Source organism: Streptomyces sp. NPDC051286 (genome assembly GCF_044455345.1).
Lineage (GTDB): Bacteria > Actinomycetota > Actinomycetes > Streptomycetales > Streptomycetaceae > Streptomyces.
In genome coordinates this window covers 131,591-148,344 of sequence record NZ_JBITER010000015.1, presented here as the reverse complement: position 1 = coordinate 148,344, position 16,754 = coordinate 131,591, and the positions used below count along the sequence as shown (strand labels likewise).

Genomic DNA, 16,754 nt, shown 5'->3' with positions numbered 1-16,754 from the left:
CCCGGGCTAGGAGGCCTTGGCCTTCTCACCCTCGGTCTTGGCGGCGGCCGGAGCCGGGGCCGGCTTGGCGGCCTCGTAGAACTCCTCGCGCGGCGTCTCCATGGCGCCGAGCGAGACGACCTCGCGCTTGAGGAACATCGCAAGGGTCCAGTCGGCGAAGATCCGGATCTTACGGTTCCAGGTCGGCATCGCCATGCCGTGGTAGCCACGGTGCATGTACCAGGCGAGACGGCCCTTGAGCTTGATCTTCATCTTGCCCATGACGATCATCGCGACGCCCTTGTGCAGGCCGAGACCGGCGACCGCACCCTTGTTGGCGTGGCTGTATTCCTTCTGCGGGAAGCCGCGCATCCCGGAGATGACGTTGTCGCCGAGGACCTTGGCCTGACGCAGCGCGTGCTGGGCGTTCGGCGGGCACCAGGCGTTCGGGTTACCGGCCCTGCGGCCGACCATGTCCGGAACCTGGGCGTTGTCGCCCGCGGCCCAGATGTAGTCGGTGCCCTGCACCTGGAGCTTCTCGGACGTGTCCACGTGACCGCGCGGACCGAGCGGCAGGCCGAAGCGGGCCAGCGCCGGGTTCGGCTTCACGCCGGCCGTCCACACAATGGTGTTGGAGTCGACCTCGAGGCCGTTCTTCAGGACGACGTGACCGTCGACGCAGGAGTCCATGGAGGTCGAGAGGAAGACCTCGACGCCACGGGACTCCAGGTGCTCCCGGCCCCAGGTGCCCAGCTTCGGGCCGACCTCGGGAAGGATCTTGTCGGCGGCGTCGACGAGGATGAAGCGCATGTCCTCGCGCTTCACGTTCGTGTAGTACTTCGCCGCGTCGCGGGCCATGTCCTCGACCTCGCCGATGGTCTCCGCACCGGCGAAGCCGCCGCCCACGAAGACGAACGTCAACGCCTTGCGGCGGACGTCCTCATCGGTCGTCGAGTCGGCCTTGTCCAGCTGCTCGAGAACGTGGTTGCGCAGGCCGATGGCCTCCTCGATGCCCTTCATGCCGATGCCCTGTTCGGCCAGGCCGGGGATCGGGAAGGTGCGGGAGACGGCGCCCATCGCGATGACGAGGTAGTCGAAGGGCAGCTCGTAGGCCTCGCCGACCAGCGGCGCGACCGTGGCGACCTTGCGGTCCTGGTCGATGGTCGTGACGCGGCCGGTGAGAACCTCGGCCTTCGGCAGTACGCGTCGCAGCGGGACGACGACATGCCGGGGCGAGATGCTGCCTGCGGCGGCTTCGGGGAGGAAGGGCTGGTAGGTCATGTACGACCGGGGGTCGACGACCGTGACGGTCGCCTCTCCGTAGCGCATCTTCTTCAGAATGCGCCGAGCTGCGTACAGGCCTACGTACCCACCGCCTACTACGAGGATCCTGGGACGCTCCGTGGTGCTCATGCCATCGAGTATCCACCCCCCTCAGGGGGCATGCTCGTGAGCCCCTTCACAAGGTATCGCCCACCCTCTGCTACACTGCGCCGCCCACGTGAGCGAGGTCATGGCGTCACAGGGGAACCACGGTGCGGCAGCGAACGTTGTTCACCGCTTGTGAGCTGGCCCTTGAGCCCCGCGAACGGGGTGAAGCACCCCTTCGGCCAGCACCGCAGCAACACGTCCGGAACCCTCCCGCATGCGCAGCGAGCGGGTCCGCGGACGGTCACGGGGCCCCGTACGGAGCAGAAGTGAACGTCGGGGGAACGAATTCCTTGTGAAGAAGTTCACGAACTTCGTCGCGGAGTGTCTCCCGAAGAGGTCCCCGAGGGGCTCCCGGCGACTCAAAGGTGCAGGCGGGAGTGCGCATGAGCGCCTATTCGGCGCCTCTTGCCGCACCCCCGTGAACAGCCTTTCGAGCGGGCTGCCGACGGCCTCCGGCTACGCGACGGACCAGGCGATCCCGTCGAGAATGTCGTGCTCGCTGACGACGATCTCGCGGGCCCCGGTCCGCTTCATCACGCCCAGCAGGACGAGCGCCCCGGCGGTGATCACGTCGACCCGCCCCGGATGCATCGCGGGGATCGCGGCCCGCTCGGCGTGGGTCGAGGTGACGAGCCGTCCGGTGATCTCCTGGACCTGCTCGAAGGAGATCCGGGAGTGATGGATCGCTTCGGAGTCGTACTCCTCCAGTCCCAGCGCGATCGCGGCCACGGTGGTGACGGTGCCGGCGAGGCCGACGAGCGTGGCGGCTTCGGTGAGCGGGACGGTCTCCTCGGCCAGATCGAGGGCAGCGTCGATGTCCGCGCGGATCGCGGTGATCTGACCCGGTGTGGGAGGGTCGGTGACGACACCGTCGCGTACGAGATGGCGCTCGGTCATCCGTACACAGCCGATGTCCACCGACCGCGCGGCCAGGACCCGGTCGTCGCCGACGACGAACTCGGTGGAACCGCCGCCGATGTCCACCACCAGGTAGGGCTTCGGCAGGTGTTCGGTCCCTGCGAGTTCCTTGGTGGCGCCGTCGAAGGAGAACTCGGCCTCCTGGTCGCCGCTGATCACCTCGGGCTCGACGCCGAGGATGTCCAGCACGCCGCGGACGAACTCGTCCCTGTTCTCCGCGTCGCGGGAGGCGGAGGTAGCGACGAAGCGGATCTTCTCCGTGCCGTACTCCTTGATGACGGCCGCGTACTGGCGGCAGGCGGCGAAGGTCCGCTCCAGCGCCTCGGGGGCGAGCCGGCCGGTGCGGTCGACGCCCTGGCCGAGCCGGACGATCTCCATCCGCCGGTCGAGCTCGACGAGCTCACCGGTGGACGGGTCCGCGTCGGCGACGAGCAGGCGGATGGAGTTCGTACCGCAGTCGATGGCGGCCACACGGGTCATGGGTGCTCCTAGAAATCAAGCCCCTCCGGCGATTGAGGAGCGGGGGTCGGGGGGCGGAGCCCCCGGGGGAACGGTCAGCCCTCGTCCGGCGCCCCGTCGGCCGGCCGGAACGCGAAGTGACCGCCCTCCGACGTCTCGACGGTCCGGCCGTCCTTCGCCTCCGGCGCGCCGCACGGCGTCACGCAGGGCCCCTTGCGCCACCACTCCGGCAGCATCGCAATCGCCTCGTCACCCAGCGGGTTCACGCCCGGCCCCGCCGCCAGCGAGTGCCCCACCAGCACGTGCAGACACTTCACCCGGTCCGGCATGCCGCCCGCGCTGGGAAAGCCCTCCAGCACCTCGATCGCGTCGCGCCGGGCGATGTAGTCCTCGTGCGCGGCACGGTAGGCAGCCGCCAGCTCCGGGTCCGTGGCCAGACGCTCCGTCATCTCCTTCATGACGCCGTTCGCCTCCAGCGTGCCGATCGCGGAAGCCGCGCGCGGGCACGTCAGGTAGTACGTCGTCGGGAACGGCGTACCGTCCTCCAGCCGCGGGGACGTCTCGACCACGTCCGGGTTGCCGCACGGGCAGCGGTGCGCGATCGCGCGCAGCCCGCGCGGCGGGCGGCCGAGCTGCTGCTGGAACGCGGCGATGTCCGCCTCGGTGGGTGGGGTGGACTCGGTCTGGGGAGGGGGCGTTTCCATGCCTGCCTTGGATCTACTCGGATGCGTGAACTGCGGCTCCGCACAGTGCTGCGGAGACGAGGTGAACAGGGGAATGAGAAGTCAGTTGCGGTCGGCGCTGTCCACGCCGTCCCACAGGTTGGAGTGCCACGGCCGGTCGGTCTCCTTCGCCCCTCCGCTGCGTTCCTTCGCCGCGTCGGCGTCGATCACCGTGTAGCTGGTCTCCCCGGGACTCACGTAGTGCAGGTGCTCCCGGGCCAGCCGCCGGACGTACGCGTCGTCCTGGAGGCGCGCCTTCTCGTCGCGCAGCTCCTCGGTGCGCTTCTCGGCCTCCTGCGCCAGCCGCTCCTGGTCGGCGATGTCGTCGCGCTGCGACACGTACTGCCGCATCGGGTACGCGAGCGCCACCACCAGGGAGCAGACGACCAGGGCGAGGAAAGCGGCCCGCCCGGTGAGCCGGGAGCGGCGGGCCTGGCGGCGGTTCTGGGACCGGTAGACGCGGGCGGCGGTCTGCTCACCGAGCAGTCGCAGCCGGGTCGCGGTGGAGAACCGGTCCCGGTCCTTCGCGGCCATGTCTCCGCCTCCCCACTACGCACGTCCGTCCCCGCACACGGTACGGGACCGAGTGGGGGGACGGACGGAGGCCATGGCCTTTGCCCGGCACCGGGCCTGCGATCAGCACTTACCGTGCTGATCCGTTCGCAGAGCGCTGTGCTGATCAGTTCGCAGAGCGAAACCGCGGGAACGCGGAGCGGCCCGCGTACACCGCCGCGTCGTCGAGGATCTCCTCGATGCGCAGCAGCTGGTTGTACTTGGCGACGCGGTCCGAGCGGGCCGGGGCGCCGGTCTTGATCTGGCCGCAGTTCACCGCGACGGCGAGGTCGGCGATGGTGACGTCCTCGGTCTCGCCGGAGCGGTGGGACATCATGCACTTGAAGCCGTTGCGCTGGGCCAGCTCGACGGCGTCCAGGGTCTCGGTCAGCGAACCGATCTGGTTGACCTTGACGAGCAGGGCGTTGGCGGAGCCCTCCTCGATGCCGCGGGCCAGGCGCTCCGGGTTGGTGACGAACAGGTCGTCGCCGACGATCTGCACCTTGGCGCCGAGCTTCTGGGTGATGACGTTCCAGCCGGCCCAGTCGTCCTCGTACAGCGGGTCCTCGATGGAGACCAGCGGGTACGCGGAGACGAGCTCCTCGTAGTACTCGGTCATCTCGGCGGCCGAGCGGGACTTGCCTTCGAACTCGTACTTGCCGTCCTTGTAGAACTCCGAGGCGGCGACGTCGAGCGCGAGCGCGATGTCCTTGCCCGGGGCGTAACCGGCTTCCTTGATGGCCTCGAGGATGAGGTCCAGGGCGGCGCGGTTCGACTCCAGGTTCGGCGCGAAGCCGCCCTCGTCGCCGAGACCGGTCGACAGGCCCTTGGTCTTCAGAACCTTCTTCAGCGTGTGGTAGACCTCGGCGCCCCAGCGCAGGGCCTCGGAGAAGGACTCCGCGCCGATCGGCGCGATCATGAACTCCTGGATGTCCACGTTGGAGTCGGCGTGCGACCCGCCGTTGAGGATGTTCATCATCGGGACGGGCAGCAGGTGCGCGTTCGGGCCACCGAGGTAGCGGAACAGCGGCAGGTCCGAGGCCTCGGACGCGGCGTGCGCAACGGCCAGCGAGACACCGAGGATGGCGTTGGCGCCGAGCGAGCCCTTGTTCTCGGTGGCGTCCAGGTCGAACATGGCCTGGTCGATCAGCCGCTGCTCGGTGGCGTCGTAGCCGACGAGCTCCGGGCCGATCTGCTCGATCACGGCGAGGACGGCCTTCTCGACGCCCTTGCCCTGGTAGCGGTTGGGGTCACCGTCGCGAAGCTCAATGGCCTCGAACGCACCGGTGGAGGCGCCGGACGGCACGGCAGCACGGCCCGTGCTGCCGTCGTCGAGGCCAACCTCGACCTCGACCGTGGGGTTTCCGCGGGAGTCGAGGATTTCCCGGGCTACGACGACGTCGATGGACGGCACGAGGCATCTCCTTCTGGGATATGACGCTGGTTGTGCAGGGTCGCTTTGGCCTTGCGACAAGAGCCTAACCGGCTGGGCCGCCTCGGTCCGCCGACCGCCCGCCCCCTGGGACGAAAAAGGACCCAAGGGCACTCGTAGCAGGGCAAAGGTCCAGATTTCTACTGGACGGTAACGACAACAGTTGAACAGTGAGTACCAAAAACCCCGACCCGGCGCGTACGGGGGAATCCGCGCCAGGTCGGGGGGCTCGGGGAGGAGAGAGCCCGTATCTACGGGGAGCCCGTCCTACTTCGTCAGGTGGAGCTGCTGACCCGGGTAGATCAGGTCGGCGTCCTCGACGATGTCCTTGTTCAGCTTGAAGAGCTGCTGCCAGCCGCCCTTCACCTGGTGCTGCGCGGCGATCTCGCTGAGCGAGTCGCCGGACTTCACCGTGTACTCGCCGTCACCCTTGGCGACCTTCTCACCGGTCGGCGTGGTGACGGTCTTCTTGGGGGCGGTGCCGCGGTCCGCGCGGGAGGCGGCGGGAGCCTCGGTGCGCTCGGCCGGCTTCGGCGCGGCCTGCTTCGACACGGCCTGCTTCGACTCCTGCGCCGGGGCGCTCTGCTGCGCGGTGGAGCCGGTGTCGACACCCGGGTCGACACCGTCGTTGGTGAGGCCACCGGCGCGGGCACAGCCCCAGGCGCCCGGGCCCTGCATGGCGAGGAGCTTCTCGGCGGTGGCGATCTGCTGAGCCTTGGTGGCGAGGTCGGCACGCGGGGCGTACTGCGTACCACCGGCGGCGGCCCAGCTGGACTGCGAGAACTGCAGGCCGCCGTAGTAGCCGTTGCCGGTGTTGATGGACCAGTTGCCACCGGACTCGCACTGGGCGACGGCGTCCCACGTGGCGACGGAGGCGGCGGAGGCGCTGGTCGCACCCATCAGGGGAGCGGCGATGGCGGCACCGGTGACACCGGCGAGCGTGGCGACGCGGACGGCCTTGGACGGGCGGCGGTGCTTGCCCTTGCTGTTCAGCAGCATGGAACTTCTCCTCACCGACGCCTACGAGGTGAGCTGTCGGGTTCGGGCCAAGTGAGTTGCCCGGTCGCGTGTCCTAGCACGCGGCTTCACCCCGAGCCGGTCCTGACGGCCTTTCGGTCATCGGGCCCGGCGGCTTACCTGGGTCCCCCGCTCCTGCCTACGGCGCTTTACGCGTCTGTTCCCTTCGACCGACGGCAGGATTCGGCGTGACGGTCGACGGGGCCCGCGGTGCGAGCGGTTCCGACCGTAAACGTATGCAACCTCGACATTCAAAGATGGTCATAACGGACAATCAGCCCTTACCCGCATCCGACTGCGCGGCGTTTTCGCAGGTGAGGGGTGACGCGGACAGACCCGACAGACGCGACACGCCAATTGACGCAAAGAGACCCATGTCTCACTTACGCATAAGCGGACATAGGTCCCTGAACTACCCCGGTTTTTGGGGTGCTTTTAGCCGTTTATCAGACTGCTCTCACTTCGACTTCATGCCGAGATCGAGGCTCTGGCCAGGCAGGATGAGGTCCGGGTCGCCGCCAACCGCACCCTTGTTCGCGTCATAGAGAGCGGGCCATCCACCGGGAACCTTCTGTGCGTCAGCAATCGCCCAGAGGTTGTCGCCCGGCCGGACGGTGTAATCGCGGTCGGCCGTCGCCGCGCGCGTGTCGCGCCCCTCACTGTTACCGCGGGAAGCATGCCGGCCCGAGTCCCGGCCGCCGCCCCTGCCCGTGTCCTGGCTCACCTCGGAGGCCGGTGCGCCGCGGTGCTTGCCGCCCGCCTCGTTGCCGGACGAGCCGGACTTTCGGGGCGAGTTGGACGAATCAGACTTCTTGGACGATGATGTGGCTGACGGCTCTGCCGACGGCTTATGCGACGCCTTGCCCGAAGGCGTGGCGGACGCCTTGTCGGAAGCCTTGTCGGAAGCCTTGGCCGACGCCTTGGCGGAGGGCCCCTTGGACGCCTTCCCGCTCTTCCCCTGTTCGGCCGACGGCACGACTCCCGGGTCGACCCCCGGCAGCACCCCGTCCTCCGTGAGCTCGGAGATGGCCGCACAGCTGGGCCACGCCTTCGGCCCCTGGTCCTCCAGGACCTTCTCGGCGACCGCTATCTGCTGCGAGCGGCTGGCGAGGTCGGCGCGCGGAGCGTATGCCTCACCCCCGTACGACTTCCAGGCATCCTGCGAGAACTGAAGACCGCCGTAGAAACCGTTGCCGAGGTCGGCGCTCCACATGCCGCCGCTCTCGCACTCCGCGACCCGGTCCCAGGTCGTGGCGTCGGCGGCATGCGCACCGGCCGCGCCGAGCAGGGGAATAGCGATGGCCGAACCGGTCACGCCTGCGGCGACGACGATCGCGGGTGCCTGGCGAGGGCGACGGTGCCTGCCGTTCGCGGAGCCCATGGGATTGCCTTCCGTGTGACTGACAAGTGACTGGTGAGTCGAACGGTGAACGTAGCGGCACTCGAACGCTTGTCACAAGTCGATGCAGCACAGATCACGTGAAAGTCACAGGGTTGACAGAGTGTCACCCTCATCGGAACGCCGGCCGGGACCGAACTCCACCGGAAGCGTGCGCAGTCCGCGCATGATGAGTCCGCCACGCCACCGCACATCGGTAGGTTCCACCGCAAGCCGCAGGTCCGGGAGGCGCCTCAACAGCGTGGCCAGGGCAGCCTGTCCCTCCAGTCGGGCAAGCGGTGCTCCCAGGCAGTAATGGATGCCGTGCCCGTATCCGAGGTGCTGATTGTCACGCCGCGCGAGGTCAAGGGTGTCCGGGTTCGCAAACCGCTCCGGGTCCCGGTCGGCGGCGGCGAGCACCACCAGTACAGGGTCACCCGCAGCGATCCGCTGCCCGCCGAGGGTCAGCGGCTCGGTGGCGAACCGCCAGGTCGCCAGCTCCACCGGACCGTCGTACCGCAGCAGTTCCTCGATGCCGGTTTCCAGCAGCCCTGTCTCCCCGGCGTCGAGCGAGCGCTGCAGCCGCTCCCGCTGCTCCGGATTGCGCAGCAGGGCGTACACCCCGTTGCCGATGAGGTTGACCGTCGTCTCGAATCCCGCGAAGAGGAGGATGAAGGCCATGGCGGCGGCCTCGTTCTCGGTGAGGTGCTCGCCGTGGTCACTGGCCCGGATCAGCCCCGAGATCAGGTCCTCCCCCGGGTTCTCCCGCTTCCGGTGGATGAGCTCCGCGAGATAGCCGCGCATCTTCTTCACGGACCGGGCCACCCCGCCACGCGGACCGCCGCCGTGGCGGATCATCATCCCCGCCCAGTCCCGGAAGTCGTCCTGGTCCTCGCGCGGGACGCCGAGCAGGTCGCAGATCGCATAGATGGGGAGCGGGAACGCGAAGTCGTGGATGAGGTCCGCGGATCCCTCCTCGATGAAGTTGTCGATGAGGCGGTCCGTCAGCTCCTGCACGCGGGGGGCGAACTCGGCGACCCGGCGCGGCGTGAACGCCTTCGAGACCAGCCGGCGCAACCTGGTGTGGTCGGGCGGGTCGATGTTCAGCAGATGCGTCATCAGCTCCGCCTTGCGCTCGCCCGGGATGCCGGTCTTCCCCTTGGCGTGCGCCGGCTCGTCGTGGTGCGCGGGGTTCTTGGAGAGCCGGGCGTCGGCGAGGGCCTGCCGGGCGTCCTCGTACCGCGTCACGAGCCATGCCTCGACCCCGCTGGGCAGCGCGGTGCGGTGCACGGGGCTGTGCTCGCGCAGCCAGGCGTAGGCCGGGTACGGGTCGGTGGCGAACTCCCAGGTGAAGAGTTCGGGGGCGTCGGCGGGGCTGTCGTTCACCCCCTGACGTTATCCGTTGGCCTCCGCGGCGAGGATCGCGTCCCGGTAGACGCGGCCCGCAGCGCGCAGGGCGGCCTCGGGGTCCGTGCCGTCCTGTTCCGCGCGTACGGCCAGGGCGAGGAGTTCGTAACCGATGCTGTCGCCCGTCGGGAGCGGCACATCGAGTCCAGCGGCACGGACCCGGCTCGCCAGCTTCGCGGCCAGCGCCAGTCCGGGCTGCCCGAGCGGGACGCCGTCCGTGACCGAGTCGCGCTGCTTCTCGATGGCCTTGGTACGCAGCCAGTGCGCGTGGACGTCCTCCGGGGTCTCGGCGGTCTCGTCACCGAAGACATGCGGATGGCGGTGGATCAGCTTCTCGACGAGGGTCGCGGCGACATCGTCGACGGAGAACGGCTCGTCCGTGTCCTCCTCCGCGATCCGGGCGTGGAAGACGACCTGGAGAAGGACGTCCCCGAGTTCCTCGCGCAGTTCGTCGCGGTCGCCGTCCTCGATCGCCTCGACGAGTTCGTACGCCTCCTCGATGGCGTACTTGGCAAGCCCCTCATGGGTCTTCTGCGAGGTCCACGGGCACTCGGCCCTGATCCGGTCCATGACCTGGACGAGGTCGAGAAGGCGGGCGCCGGGCAGATCGTACGAACCGGGCAGCAGCTCCAGGCTCGGCATCTGCACCCGGCCCGAGCCGGCCAGCCGGGCCAGCCCGTCCGTCAGCGGCTGGTTGCCCTCACCCCCGGTCACGACCACGACGGTCCGGCCGCCCGCGCAGGCGTCGACGAGTTCCTGCGCAGTGGGCGCGGTGTGCTCGACGGTGACACCCGCCTCGCGCAGGTACGGCAGCTGGGGGTGGTCTGACTCGGCGCAGAGCACCCGGTCGGCGGCGTGCAGCGTCTGCCACGCGGGCCAGGACAGCAGTCCGGGCGCGACCCGGTGGCTGGCGGTGAGCAGGACGATACGACCGGGGTCTTCAGCGTTCACCCCACCAACCTACTCGTGCCGTGACCGGCAGTGTTGTGCCGGGAGGGGAACCAGGGGGTGGGCGACCGGCCCGACCGGCCGGACGCCTCTCGTTCGGATCATGCCGGGCTCGCGGGGTCCGGCATGATCCGAACGGAAGACCCTAGGCGCCAGCTGGGGCTTCCTGCTGGGCCGGCTTGGTGACCTGGGTGATCCACGGGGCCTTGTAGTTGGCGAGCTGGGTCTGCTTGTTGTCCCAGGTGCCGAAGCGCGGGTTGACGTCGATGTGCAGCGACTTAGACGCCGCGCTGAGCGCATCGCCGACGGCCTTCTGCCCGGTGGGCTGCTGCAGGTCGGCACCGAGCGCCTGGGCGAGCTTCGACAGCTGGACCTGCTCGCGCAGGACGGCATCGATCTGGCTCGGGGCGACCCAGCTCTGCTGCAGCATCATCGCCCGCAGCTGTGCCTCTCCCCCGGACTGGTAGACCGCCGACTGCCGCATCTCCTGGACCTCCTTGCGGCTGACCGTGACTCCCGCGTCCGCGGCGGCCTTGTCCAGGATCCGGTCGAAGATCATCCCGTGCAGCTTGGCCCGGCTGAGCTGCCCGGACTTGTTGATGAGCTGGACGGACTGGTCGGACTCGTTCTGCGCGGTGCGTACGTCCGCCACCTGGGCCTGCACGGTGGACACCTCGATGCGGTCTCCGCCGACCACGGCTGCGGCACCTGGGTGGGCCTGGTTGCCGCAGGCGGAGAGAAGCGGCGCCGCGACGAGCATGGCGGCGGAGACGACGAGCGCGGTGCGACGGCGGCGGTGCAAAGGAGCCTCCCGGGGAGATTGAGACGGCAGGTGCGGCGCGCCGCGCCCCGTTGAGGAGTGCTGGCCGGGCGACGGGCGGGCGCACAAGACCTTGCGGTGATCGATGTTAGGCAGTGGGCGTGATCCCGGCCACTGATTCGACCAACGATTCGGGAGGAGTTGGGGATGTGGGCCTGTTCACCGCATCTCCACGGCCGTTTCCGGCCGCAGCATGATCGCGCGGGAGACCACGAACGTGATCGGGATGGCCGCCACCGCCGCGACCAGCGGTGAGTAACGGCTGCTGAATCCGGCGAGGTCGACCAGCAGCCAGACACCCCCGGTCGTGACGGTGAAACTGGCGACGTTGGTCAGCGGGAAGAGCAGGAACTTCCGCCAGGTGGGGCGGGTCCGGTAGGTGACGTACGAGTTCAGCAGGAACGAGCCGGTCATGCTCAACGCGAACGCGATCACATGCGCGGCCAGATACGGCAGCCTGGTCAGCAGGGCCAGATAGCAGCCGTAGTACGTACCGGTATTCACTGCGCCGACGAGCGCGAAGCGGATCATCTGCGCCCGGACCTTCATCGGCGTACGAACTCCCGGGCCGGCTGATTCGGTACGGCGGTGTTGTCGGCCTTCACCAGGAAGTGCGGGCGCCGCTTCACCTCGTAGTAGATGCGGCCGACGTACTCACCGACCACACTCACTATCACCATCTGCACCCCGGCAAGAGCCGTGACCACGACGATGAGCGTGACATAGCCGGGCGTGTCCACGCCTTTCACCAGGGCGAATCCCACGATCCAGGCGGCATAGGCGAGGGCGACGGACATCAGCACCATGCCCAGGTATAACGCGGCGCGCAGTGGCTTGTTGTTGAACGAGAGCAGCCCGTCGAGTCCGTAGTTGAGGAGCTTCCCGAAGGTCCAGGTGGAGCTGCCCTGCTCGCGGACGGCATTCTCATAACCGAAGGTCGTCGTCGGGAATCCGACCCAGGCGAACAGTCCCTTGGAGAACCGGTTGCACTCGGTGAGTTCGAGGACGGCGTCGACGGTACGCCGGGACAGCAGCCGGAAGTCGCCGACGCCGTCGACCAGTTCCACGTCCACCAGGCGATTGATCAGCCAGTAGTAGGCGCGGGCACCGAGGGTGCGGGTGAGCCGGTCGCCCTTGCGGGTGCGGCGGGCGACGACCTGGTCGTAGCCGTGGGCGTGCTCGTCCAGCATGCGGCCGATGAGCTCCGGCGGGTGCTGGAGGTCGGCGTCCATGATGACGACCGCGTCGCCGTCGGCGTGCTGGAGGCCGGCGAGCATGGCGGCCTCCTTGCCGAAGTTCCGGCTGAAGGAGAGGTAGCGGATCCGCGGGTCGGCGGCGGCCAGTTCCTCCAGAACCGGAAGCGTGCGGTCCGCGCTGCCGTCATCGATGTAGACCAGCTGGAAATCATGCCCCAGCCGCGTCATCTGCTCCGTAACACGCGCATGGAAGCATCCGAGGATCTCCTCCTCGTTGAAACAAGGCACCACCAGCGAGACCAGCACGGAAGTACCTCACCCTGTCGTTGCGTCAGACATATGTGCGTCACATGGATAATGAGCAACCATTGCGTGAATTGAACTATGGAGGAAACAGTTCGACACGGTTCACTCGCCCGTGACTGCCATATTCCTCCGTATGCCGACCTTCCCCCGCCGCCCGGCTGCAGCCGGGCTCGCCGCACTGATCACCGTCGTCACCGTGTGCGCGGGCGATGCGGCGGCCCGCAGCTTTCCGTTCGGGCCGCACACCAGGAGTGTCAATGACCTCGGAAATCAGTTCGTTCCGTTCCACATCCGACTCTGGGACCTGCTGCACGAAAACGCCGACGGCGGGCTGTTCCTGAATTGGTCGTCCGGATACGGGACCAGCTTCCTGCCGGACCTCGGCACCTATCTGACCAGCCCGTTCGCGCTGCTCGTCGGGGTCTTTCCGCGGGACCGCATCGACCTCGCGGTGTACGTGCTGACGGTCCTGAAGATGGCGTCGGCCGCGGCGGCGATGGCGTGTCTGCTGCCGACGCTGCGGAGCGGACGCTGGTGGGTGGCGGGGATGCTCGGATCCGCGTACGCGCTGTGCGGCTGGTCGGTCGTCGAGGCGTCGTACAACCCGATGTGGCTGGACGGGCTGATCGCCCTGCCGCTGCTCTGCCTGGCCGGTGAATGGGCCCGGACAGGACGGCACCGGATCGCCGCGCCGTTGCTCGTCGCGGTGGTGTGGGCGGCCAACTTCTACACGGCCTACATGGCAACGCTCGGAGCCGCTCTGGTACTTGCGGTCCGGCTCTTCACGGAGCGGGAGGACCGGCGGGCGGTGGGCCGGGGGCTGATGCGGGCGGTCCGCACGGTCGGATTGGGGATCGGGCTCGCGGCGCCCGTCCTGATCCCCGTCTATCTGGGGACGAAGCACGCCTACCCGGGCTGGGACCGGACGTTCGCGCCCGCGGCCTGGCCCGACGTGCTCGCCCGGCTGCTGCCCGGCACGTACAGCTTCTTCACCCCGGCGCTCTTCCTGGGCACGGGCACCCTGCTCCTGGCCGGTGCGCTGGTCTTCCAGCGGTCCGTGCCCCGGCGCGAGCGGTGGGCGTGGGCGGCGCTGGTGGCAGGGGTCGCGCTGTCGTTGCAGTGGAGGCCGACGCATCTGCTCTGGCATGTGTTCGCCACACCCAACGGCAGTCCGTACCGGCAGACGTTCGTCCTGGCCGGGCTGGTGGTGATCGCCGCCTGGATCTCGGTCTCGTACGACTGGCCCGGGTGGCGGGCGCTGCTAGGCGGCGGCGCGGTGGTGGTGCTGATCGCGGCCGGGGCCGGCTTCAGCAGCCTGGTGACGCGGTGGACGTATCCGCTGTTCGCGGCCGGTCTGGTGGCGGCGATGGGCGCCCTGCTGCTGGTCGGCCGTGGCCGGAGGTTCGCGGTGCTCGCCGCCGTGCTGCTGATCGGCGCGCAGGCCGGGCAGGCCGCGGCGACCACCGCGTTCGCCGACCGGCAGAAGCTGAACCTGCTCGACGACTACGCGCCGTGGGGCGAGCGGCAGCGGATACAGGCGGCCGCCGTCGCGGGCGCCGACGGCTGGCCGCGCTATCGCACCGACCCCGGCCGGGAACAGACCACCGCGAACGATCCCCTGCTGGTGGGCGGGCAGGGCGCCGCCTACTACAGCAGCCATACGCCCGCCGTGCTGACCCGCACGCTGCGTGCGCTGGGCGGCGGGTGGACGTCGGGCGGCCGGGCCGTGCAGAGCCTCGACAACCCCGTCACGGACGCGATCTTCTCGGTCGGCGCGCGGGTGCGCGGGCCGCGCGATCCGTACCAGGTGTGGAACGCCCCGGACGACCGGCCGGTGACGGTGAGCCGCGAGGAGGCGCCGCCGCTGGTGACGGTACGGCCGCCGGGCGGGCCCGTGCCGTACGGCCGGTCGCCGTACCGGAACCAGGAGAAACTGCTCGGTTCCCGCGTCTATACGGTGCCGACGACGAGGCTGCGCACGGCGGACGGTGGCACTGCGCCGGACCGGGGGGCGTACGACTACCGGGTGGGGCGCGGTACGTACACGCTGACCGCCCGCTGTCCGGCGGCCTCGGAGGCGTATCTGTGGACGCCCGACCTGTTCGGCTCGGCACGGCTCGGCGCGGGCCCGGAGGTCGAACTCAAGGGGCAGCTCCCGGCCCGCCGAGCCCCAATAAAGCGCCTGGGAACGGCGGGCGGGAGCGCGCCGGTGGTGGTCACGCTCACCTCCGTACGCGAAGGGACCGTGCCGCACGAGGCGCTCGGCTGCCTGGACCGGGCCCGGCTGACCTCGGCGGTCGCCGGACTGAAGCACACCGGTGCGACCGCCGTCCATGTCACCACCGACGGCATCCGGGCCGAACTGCCGCTCGGCAGCACCGGAACGGCCGTGATCGCCGCGCCCCGGATCGCCGGCTGGAGCTGCCAGGGACGGCCCGCCGACAGCTATCTGGGCCTGGTCTCCACCCCGGTCCCCGCCCGCGGAGCCTTTGTCGAATGCACGTTCAGGCCCCCCGGCCTCCGGGCGGGCACGGCCGTCGGCGCGGGCGCGGTGCTCGCGCTGCTGGCGACAGGGGTGTGGACGCGGCGGCGACGGCGGGACCTCGAGCGCGCCCCGGGCAAGCTGCCCACATTCACCATGGTCACCACGGGCGCGATGACCAAACGCATCGACCGGCTCGAACGCAACGGACCGGCCCCCATCTCTACTTCAGCCTGCTTGACACATCAGACCCAGCCCTGACTGCACGGCGTTGGAACTAGGGCGTGTTTCGAAAGTAGCGTCGTCCGCCCGTAGGGCGGGCCGGGCGGCGTCTGGTGCGTGCGATCGCAAGGCGGAGGGTCGCCCCGATACTGGGCGTATCGGGGCGAGCCCGACAACGCAGCGAGCGTGCGTGCCAGGCGTCGCCCGGCAGGCGGGACTTTCGAAACACGCCCTAGCCCACGATCGCGACCGGGGCGTCCCAGGCGTTCCGGTCGATCGTGAGCGTGCCCCCGGTGTGCGTCACCTTCTTGTTGACGGCGTACTGGTGACCGCGGCGATGCCCGGTGTACAGCGTCGAGGCGTACGGGAAGCCCGTGGTGGTGGAGTACACGTCGTCGTAACGGGCGTACCAGAGGATCTCCGGCAGGTCCGTGCGGTTCGTGGCGTTGGCCACGACGGCGGCGCTGGAGTTGCTGAAGCCGTAGAAGCCGGACCAGTACCCCTTCGCCTTGACGGTCTTGTCGAACGCCCGGATGTAGGTGAGCACCGTGTTCACGCAGGAGGTGTTCTTCGGGTCGAAGTACTCCATGTCGAGGTAGACGGGGCTGCCCGGCTTCATGCCGAGCGCGGCCTCCTTCGCCACGGCGTCGTTGGCGTCGGTGACGGCCAGTGAGGCGGCGTTGGTGGCGGTCATCTTCTCGGGGTTGGCGCTCGTCTGGCACGGCGGCTGCGCACCGACGTACAGCGGGACCAGCTTCCACCCGGTGGCGCTGACGGACTTCACCCAGGACGCGGTGAGGTTGGGCTGCGCGCAGCCGCGGTTCTTCCCGCCGACGTACACGGCGGCACCGTGGTAGACGGAGGAGCTGTACCAGCCCTTCATGGTGGTCAGCGACGGTGCGGTACAGGTGTCGAAAACATGCCCGGTGTAGATCTTCGGCGCGGGCCTGGAGACGGTGGTGGCGGTGGCGGCCTCGGCGGCGAACGCGCCACCGGCGAGAACGGCGACGCCGGCCGCGGCCAGGGAGATGCGGCGACGCTTCTTGGATATGCGGTGAGAAGGCACAGAGACCTCGACAGTGCTCGGAAGAAGGCTCAAAAGAAGTGAGAGGCCGACGGGGCAGGCGAGTCGTCAGCCGCCCCGGCGGCAGATCACGGTCTCATGCCGTGATCGACAGTTCACCGACAAAAGGGGCATCTCATATAGCCGTTGCAGAAATTTGGCGTACTCATTGCCTTCATGCCTTCACGCCCCGCACCGAAGCCCACGGGAGCCGCGACCGGCTCCCGGAGCCGAGACATGCCCGGTGAGGGCTGTTGCCAGTTCGTCCTCGAAGGCCGACCAGCCGTTCGTCGCCACGTACTCCGCCTCGGTCCGTGGACGGTCACCAGCCACACCACAGATACGGGGCGGCGCGTGCCGTGCTGCTGCGACGGCGCTCCCGGCTCGCGCCGGCCGGACCGGGCTGAGCGAACCGGCCAAGG

14 protein-coding genes and 1 riboswitch are annotated in these 16,754 nt (G+C 69.2%); of the genes, 1 reads left to right on the top strand and 13 read right to left on the bottom strand.

Annotated elements, in window-relative coordinates; genetic code table 11:
* Nucleotides 1-6 precede the first annotated feature (6 nt).
* The 12 genes from ACIBB8_RS17800 to ACIBB8_RS17745 all read right to left on the bottom strand — a co-directional run bounded on the left by ACIBB8_RS17800 (nt 7) and on the right by ACIBB8_RS17745 (nt 12,565).
* Nucleotides 7-1,392: an NAD(P)/FAD-dependent oxidoreductase gene (locus tag ACIBB8_RS17800; RefSeq protein WP_358859154.1), complete on the bottom strand. Its 1,386-nt coding sequence runs from the start codon at nt 1,390-1,392 to the stop codon at nt 7-9.
* A 474-nt stretch (nt 1,393-1,866) separates the two neighbouring features.
* Complete coding sequence (locus ACIBB8_RS17795; protein WP_398953057.1) at nt 1,867-2,808, bottom strand: exopolyphosphatase; 942 nt, start codon at nt 2,806-2,808, stop codon at nt 1,867-1,869.
* Between the two features lie 74 nt (nt 2,809-2,882).
* Entirely contained in the window at nt 2,883-3,491 is a 609-nt protein-coding gene (locus tag ACIBB8_RS17790) for a DUF501 domain-containing protein (protein WP_398953055.1), read from the bottom strand.
* Nucleotides 3,492-3,572: 81 nt separating this feature from the next.
* Nucleotides 3,573-4,043, bottom strand: a complete 471-nt coding sequence (locus tag ACIBB8_RS17785) for a septum formation initiator family protein (RefSeq protein WP_398953052.1) — start codon at nt 4,041-4,043, stop codon at nt 3,573-3,575.
* Between the two features lie 145 nt (nt 4,044-4,188).
* Complete coding sequence (gene eno, locus ACIBB8_RS17780; RefSeq protein ID WP_037694928.1) at nt 4,189-5,475, bottom strand: phosphopyruvate hydratase; 1,287 nt, start codon at nt 5,473-5,475, stop codon at nt 4,189-4,191.
* Between the two features lie 285 nt (nt 5,476-5,760).
* Nucleotides 5,761-6,492, bottom strand: a complete 732-nt coding sequence (locus tag ACIBB8_RS17775; protein ID WP_398953050.1) for a transglycosylase family protein — start codon at nt 6,490-6,492, stop codon at nt 5,761-5,763.
* A gap of 3 nt (nt 6,493-6,495) precedes the next feature.
* A riboswitch (cyclic di-AMP (ydaO/yuaA leader) is annotated at nt 6,496-6,667 on the bottom strand.
* Between the two features lie 300 nt (nt 6,668-6,967).
* Nucleotides 6,968-7,891 (bottom strand): transglycosylase family protein, encoded by a 924-nt coding sequence (locus ACIBB8_RS17770; RefSeq protein WP_398953048.1) that lies wholly within the window; start codon nt 7,889-7,891, stop codon nt 6,968-6,970.
* 105 nt (nt 7,892-7,996) lie between these two features.
* Nucleotides 7,997-9,274, bottom strand: a complete 1,278-nt coding sequence (locus ACIBB8_RS17765; RefSeq protein ID WP_398953046.1) for a cytochrome P450 — start codon at nt 9,272-9,274, stop codon at nt 7,997-7,999.
* 9 nt (nt 9,275-9,283) lie between these two features.
* Entirely contained in the window at nt 9,284-10,246 is a 963-nt protein-coding gene (locus ACIBB8_RS17760) for a nucleoside triphosphate pyrophosphohydrolase (protein WP_398953044.1), read from the bottom strand.
* 142 nt (nt 10,247-10,388) lie between these two features.
* Entirely contained in the window at nt 10,389-11,045 is a 657-nt protein-coding gene (locus ACIBB8_RS17755) for a SurA N-terminal domain-containing protein (protein WP_398953042.1), read from the bottom strand.
* Nucleotides 11,046-11,222: 177 nt separating this feature from the next.
* Nucleotides 11,223-11,612: a GtrA family protein gene (locus ACIBB8_RS17750; RefSeq protein WP_398953040.1), complete on the bottom strand. Its 390-nt coding sequence runs from the start codon at nt 11,610-11,612 to the stop codon at nt 11,223-11,225.
* Nucleotides 11,609-12,565: a glycosyltransferase family 2 protein gene (locus ACIBB8_RS17745; RefSeq protein WP_398953038.1), complete on the bottom strand. Its 957-nt coding sequence runs from the start codon at nt 12,563-12,565 to the stop codon at nt 11,609-11,611. Before ACIBB8_RS17745 ends, ACIBB8_RS17750 begins: the two co-directional genes overlap by 4 nt.
* Before the next feature lie 133 nt (nt 12,566-12,698).
* Between ACIBB8_RS17745 and ACIBB8_RS17740 the strand changes: the two genes are divergently transcribed.
* Complete coding sequence (locus tag ACIBB8_RS17740; RefSeq protein WP_398953106.1) at nt 12,699-15,308, top strand: YfhO family protein; 2,610 nt, start codon at nt 12,699-12,701, stop codon at nt 15,306-15,308.
* 193 nt (nt 15,309-15,501) lie between these two features.
* Here the strand turns inward: ACIBB8_RS17740 and ACIBB8_RS17735 are convergent, their stop codons facing one another.
* Nucleotides 15,502-16,335: a glycoside hydrolase domain-containing protein gene (locus tag ACIBB8_RS17735; protein ID WP_398953036.1), complete on the bottom strand. Its 834-nt coding sequence runs from the start codon at nt 16,333-16,335 to the stop codon at nt 15,502-15,504.
* Nucleotides 16,336-16,754: the final 419 nt, after the last annotated feature.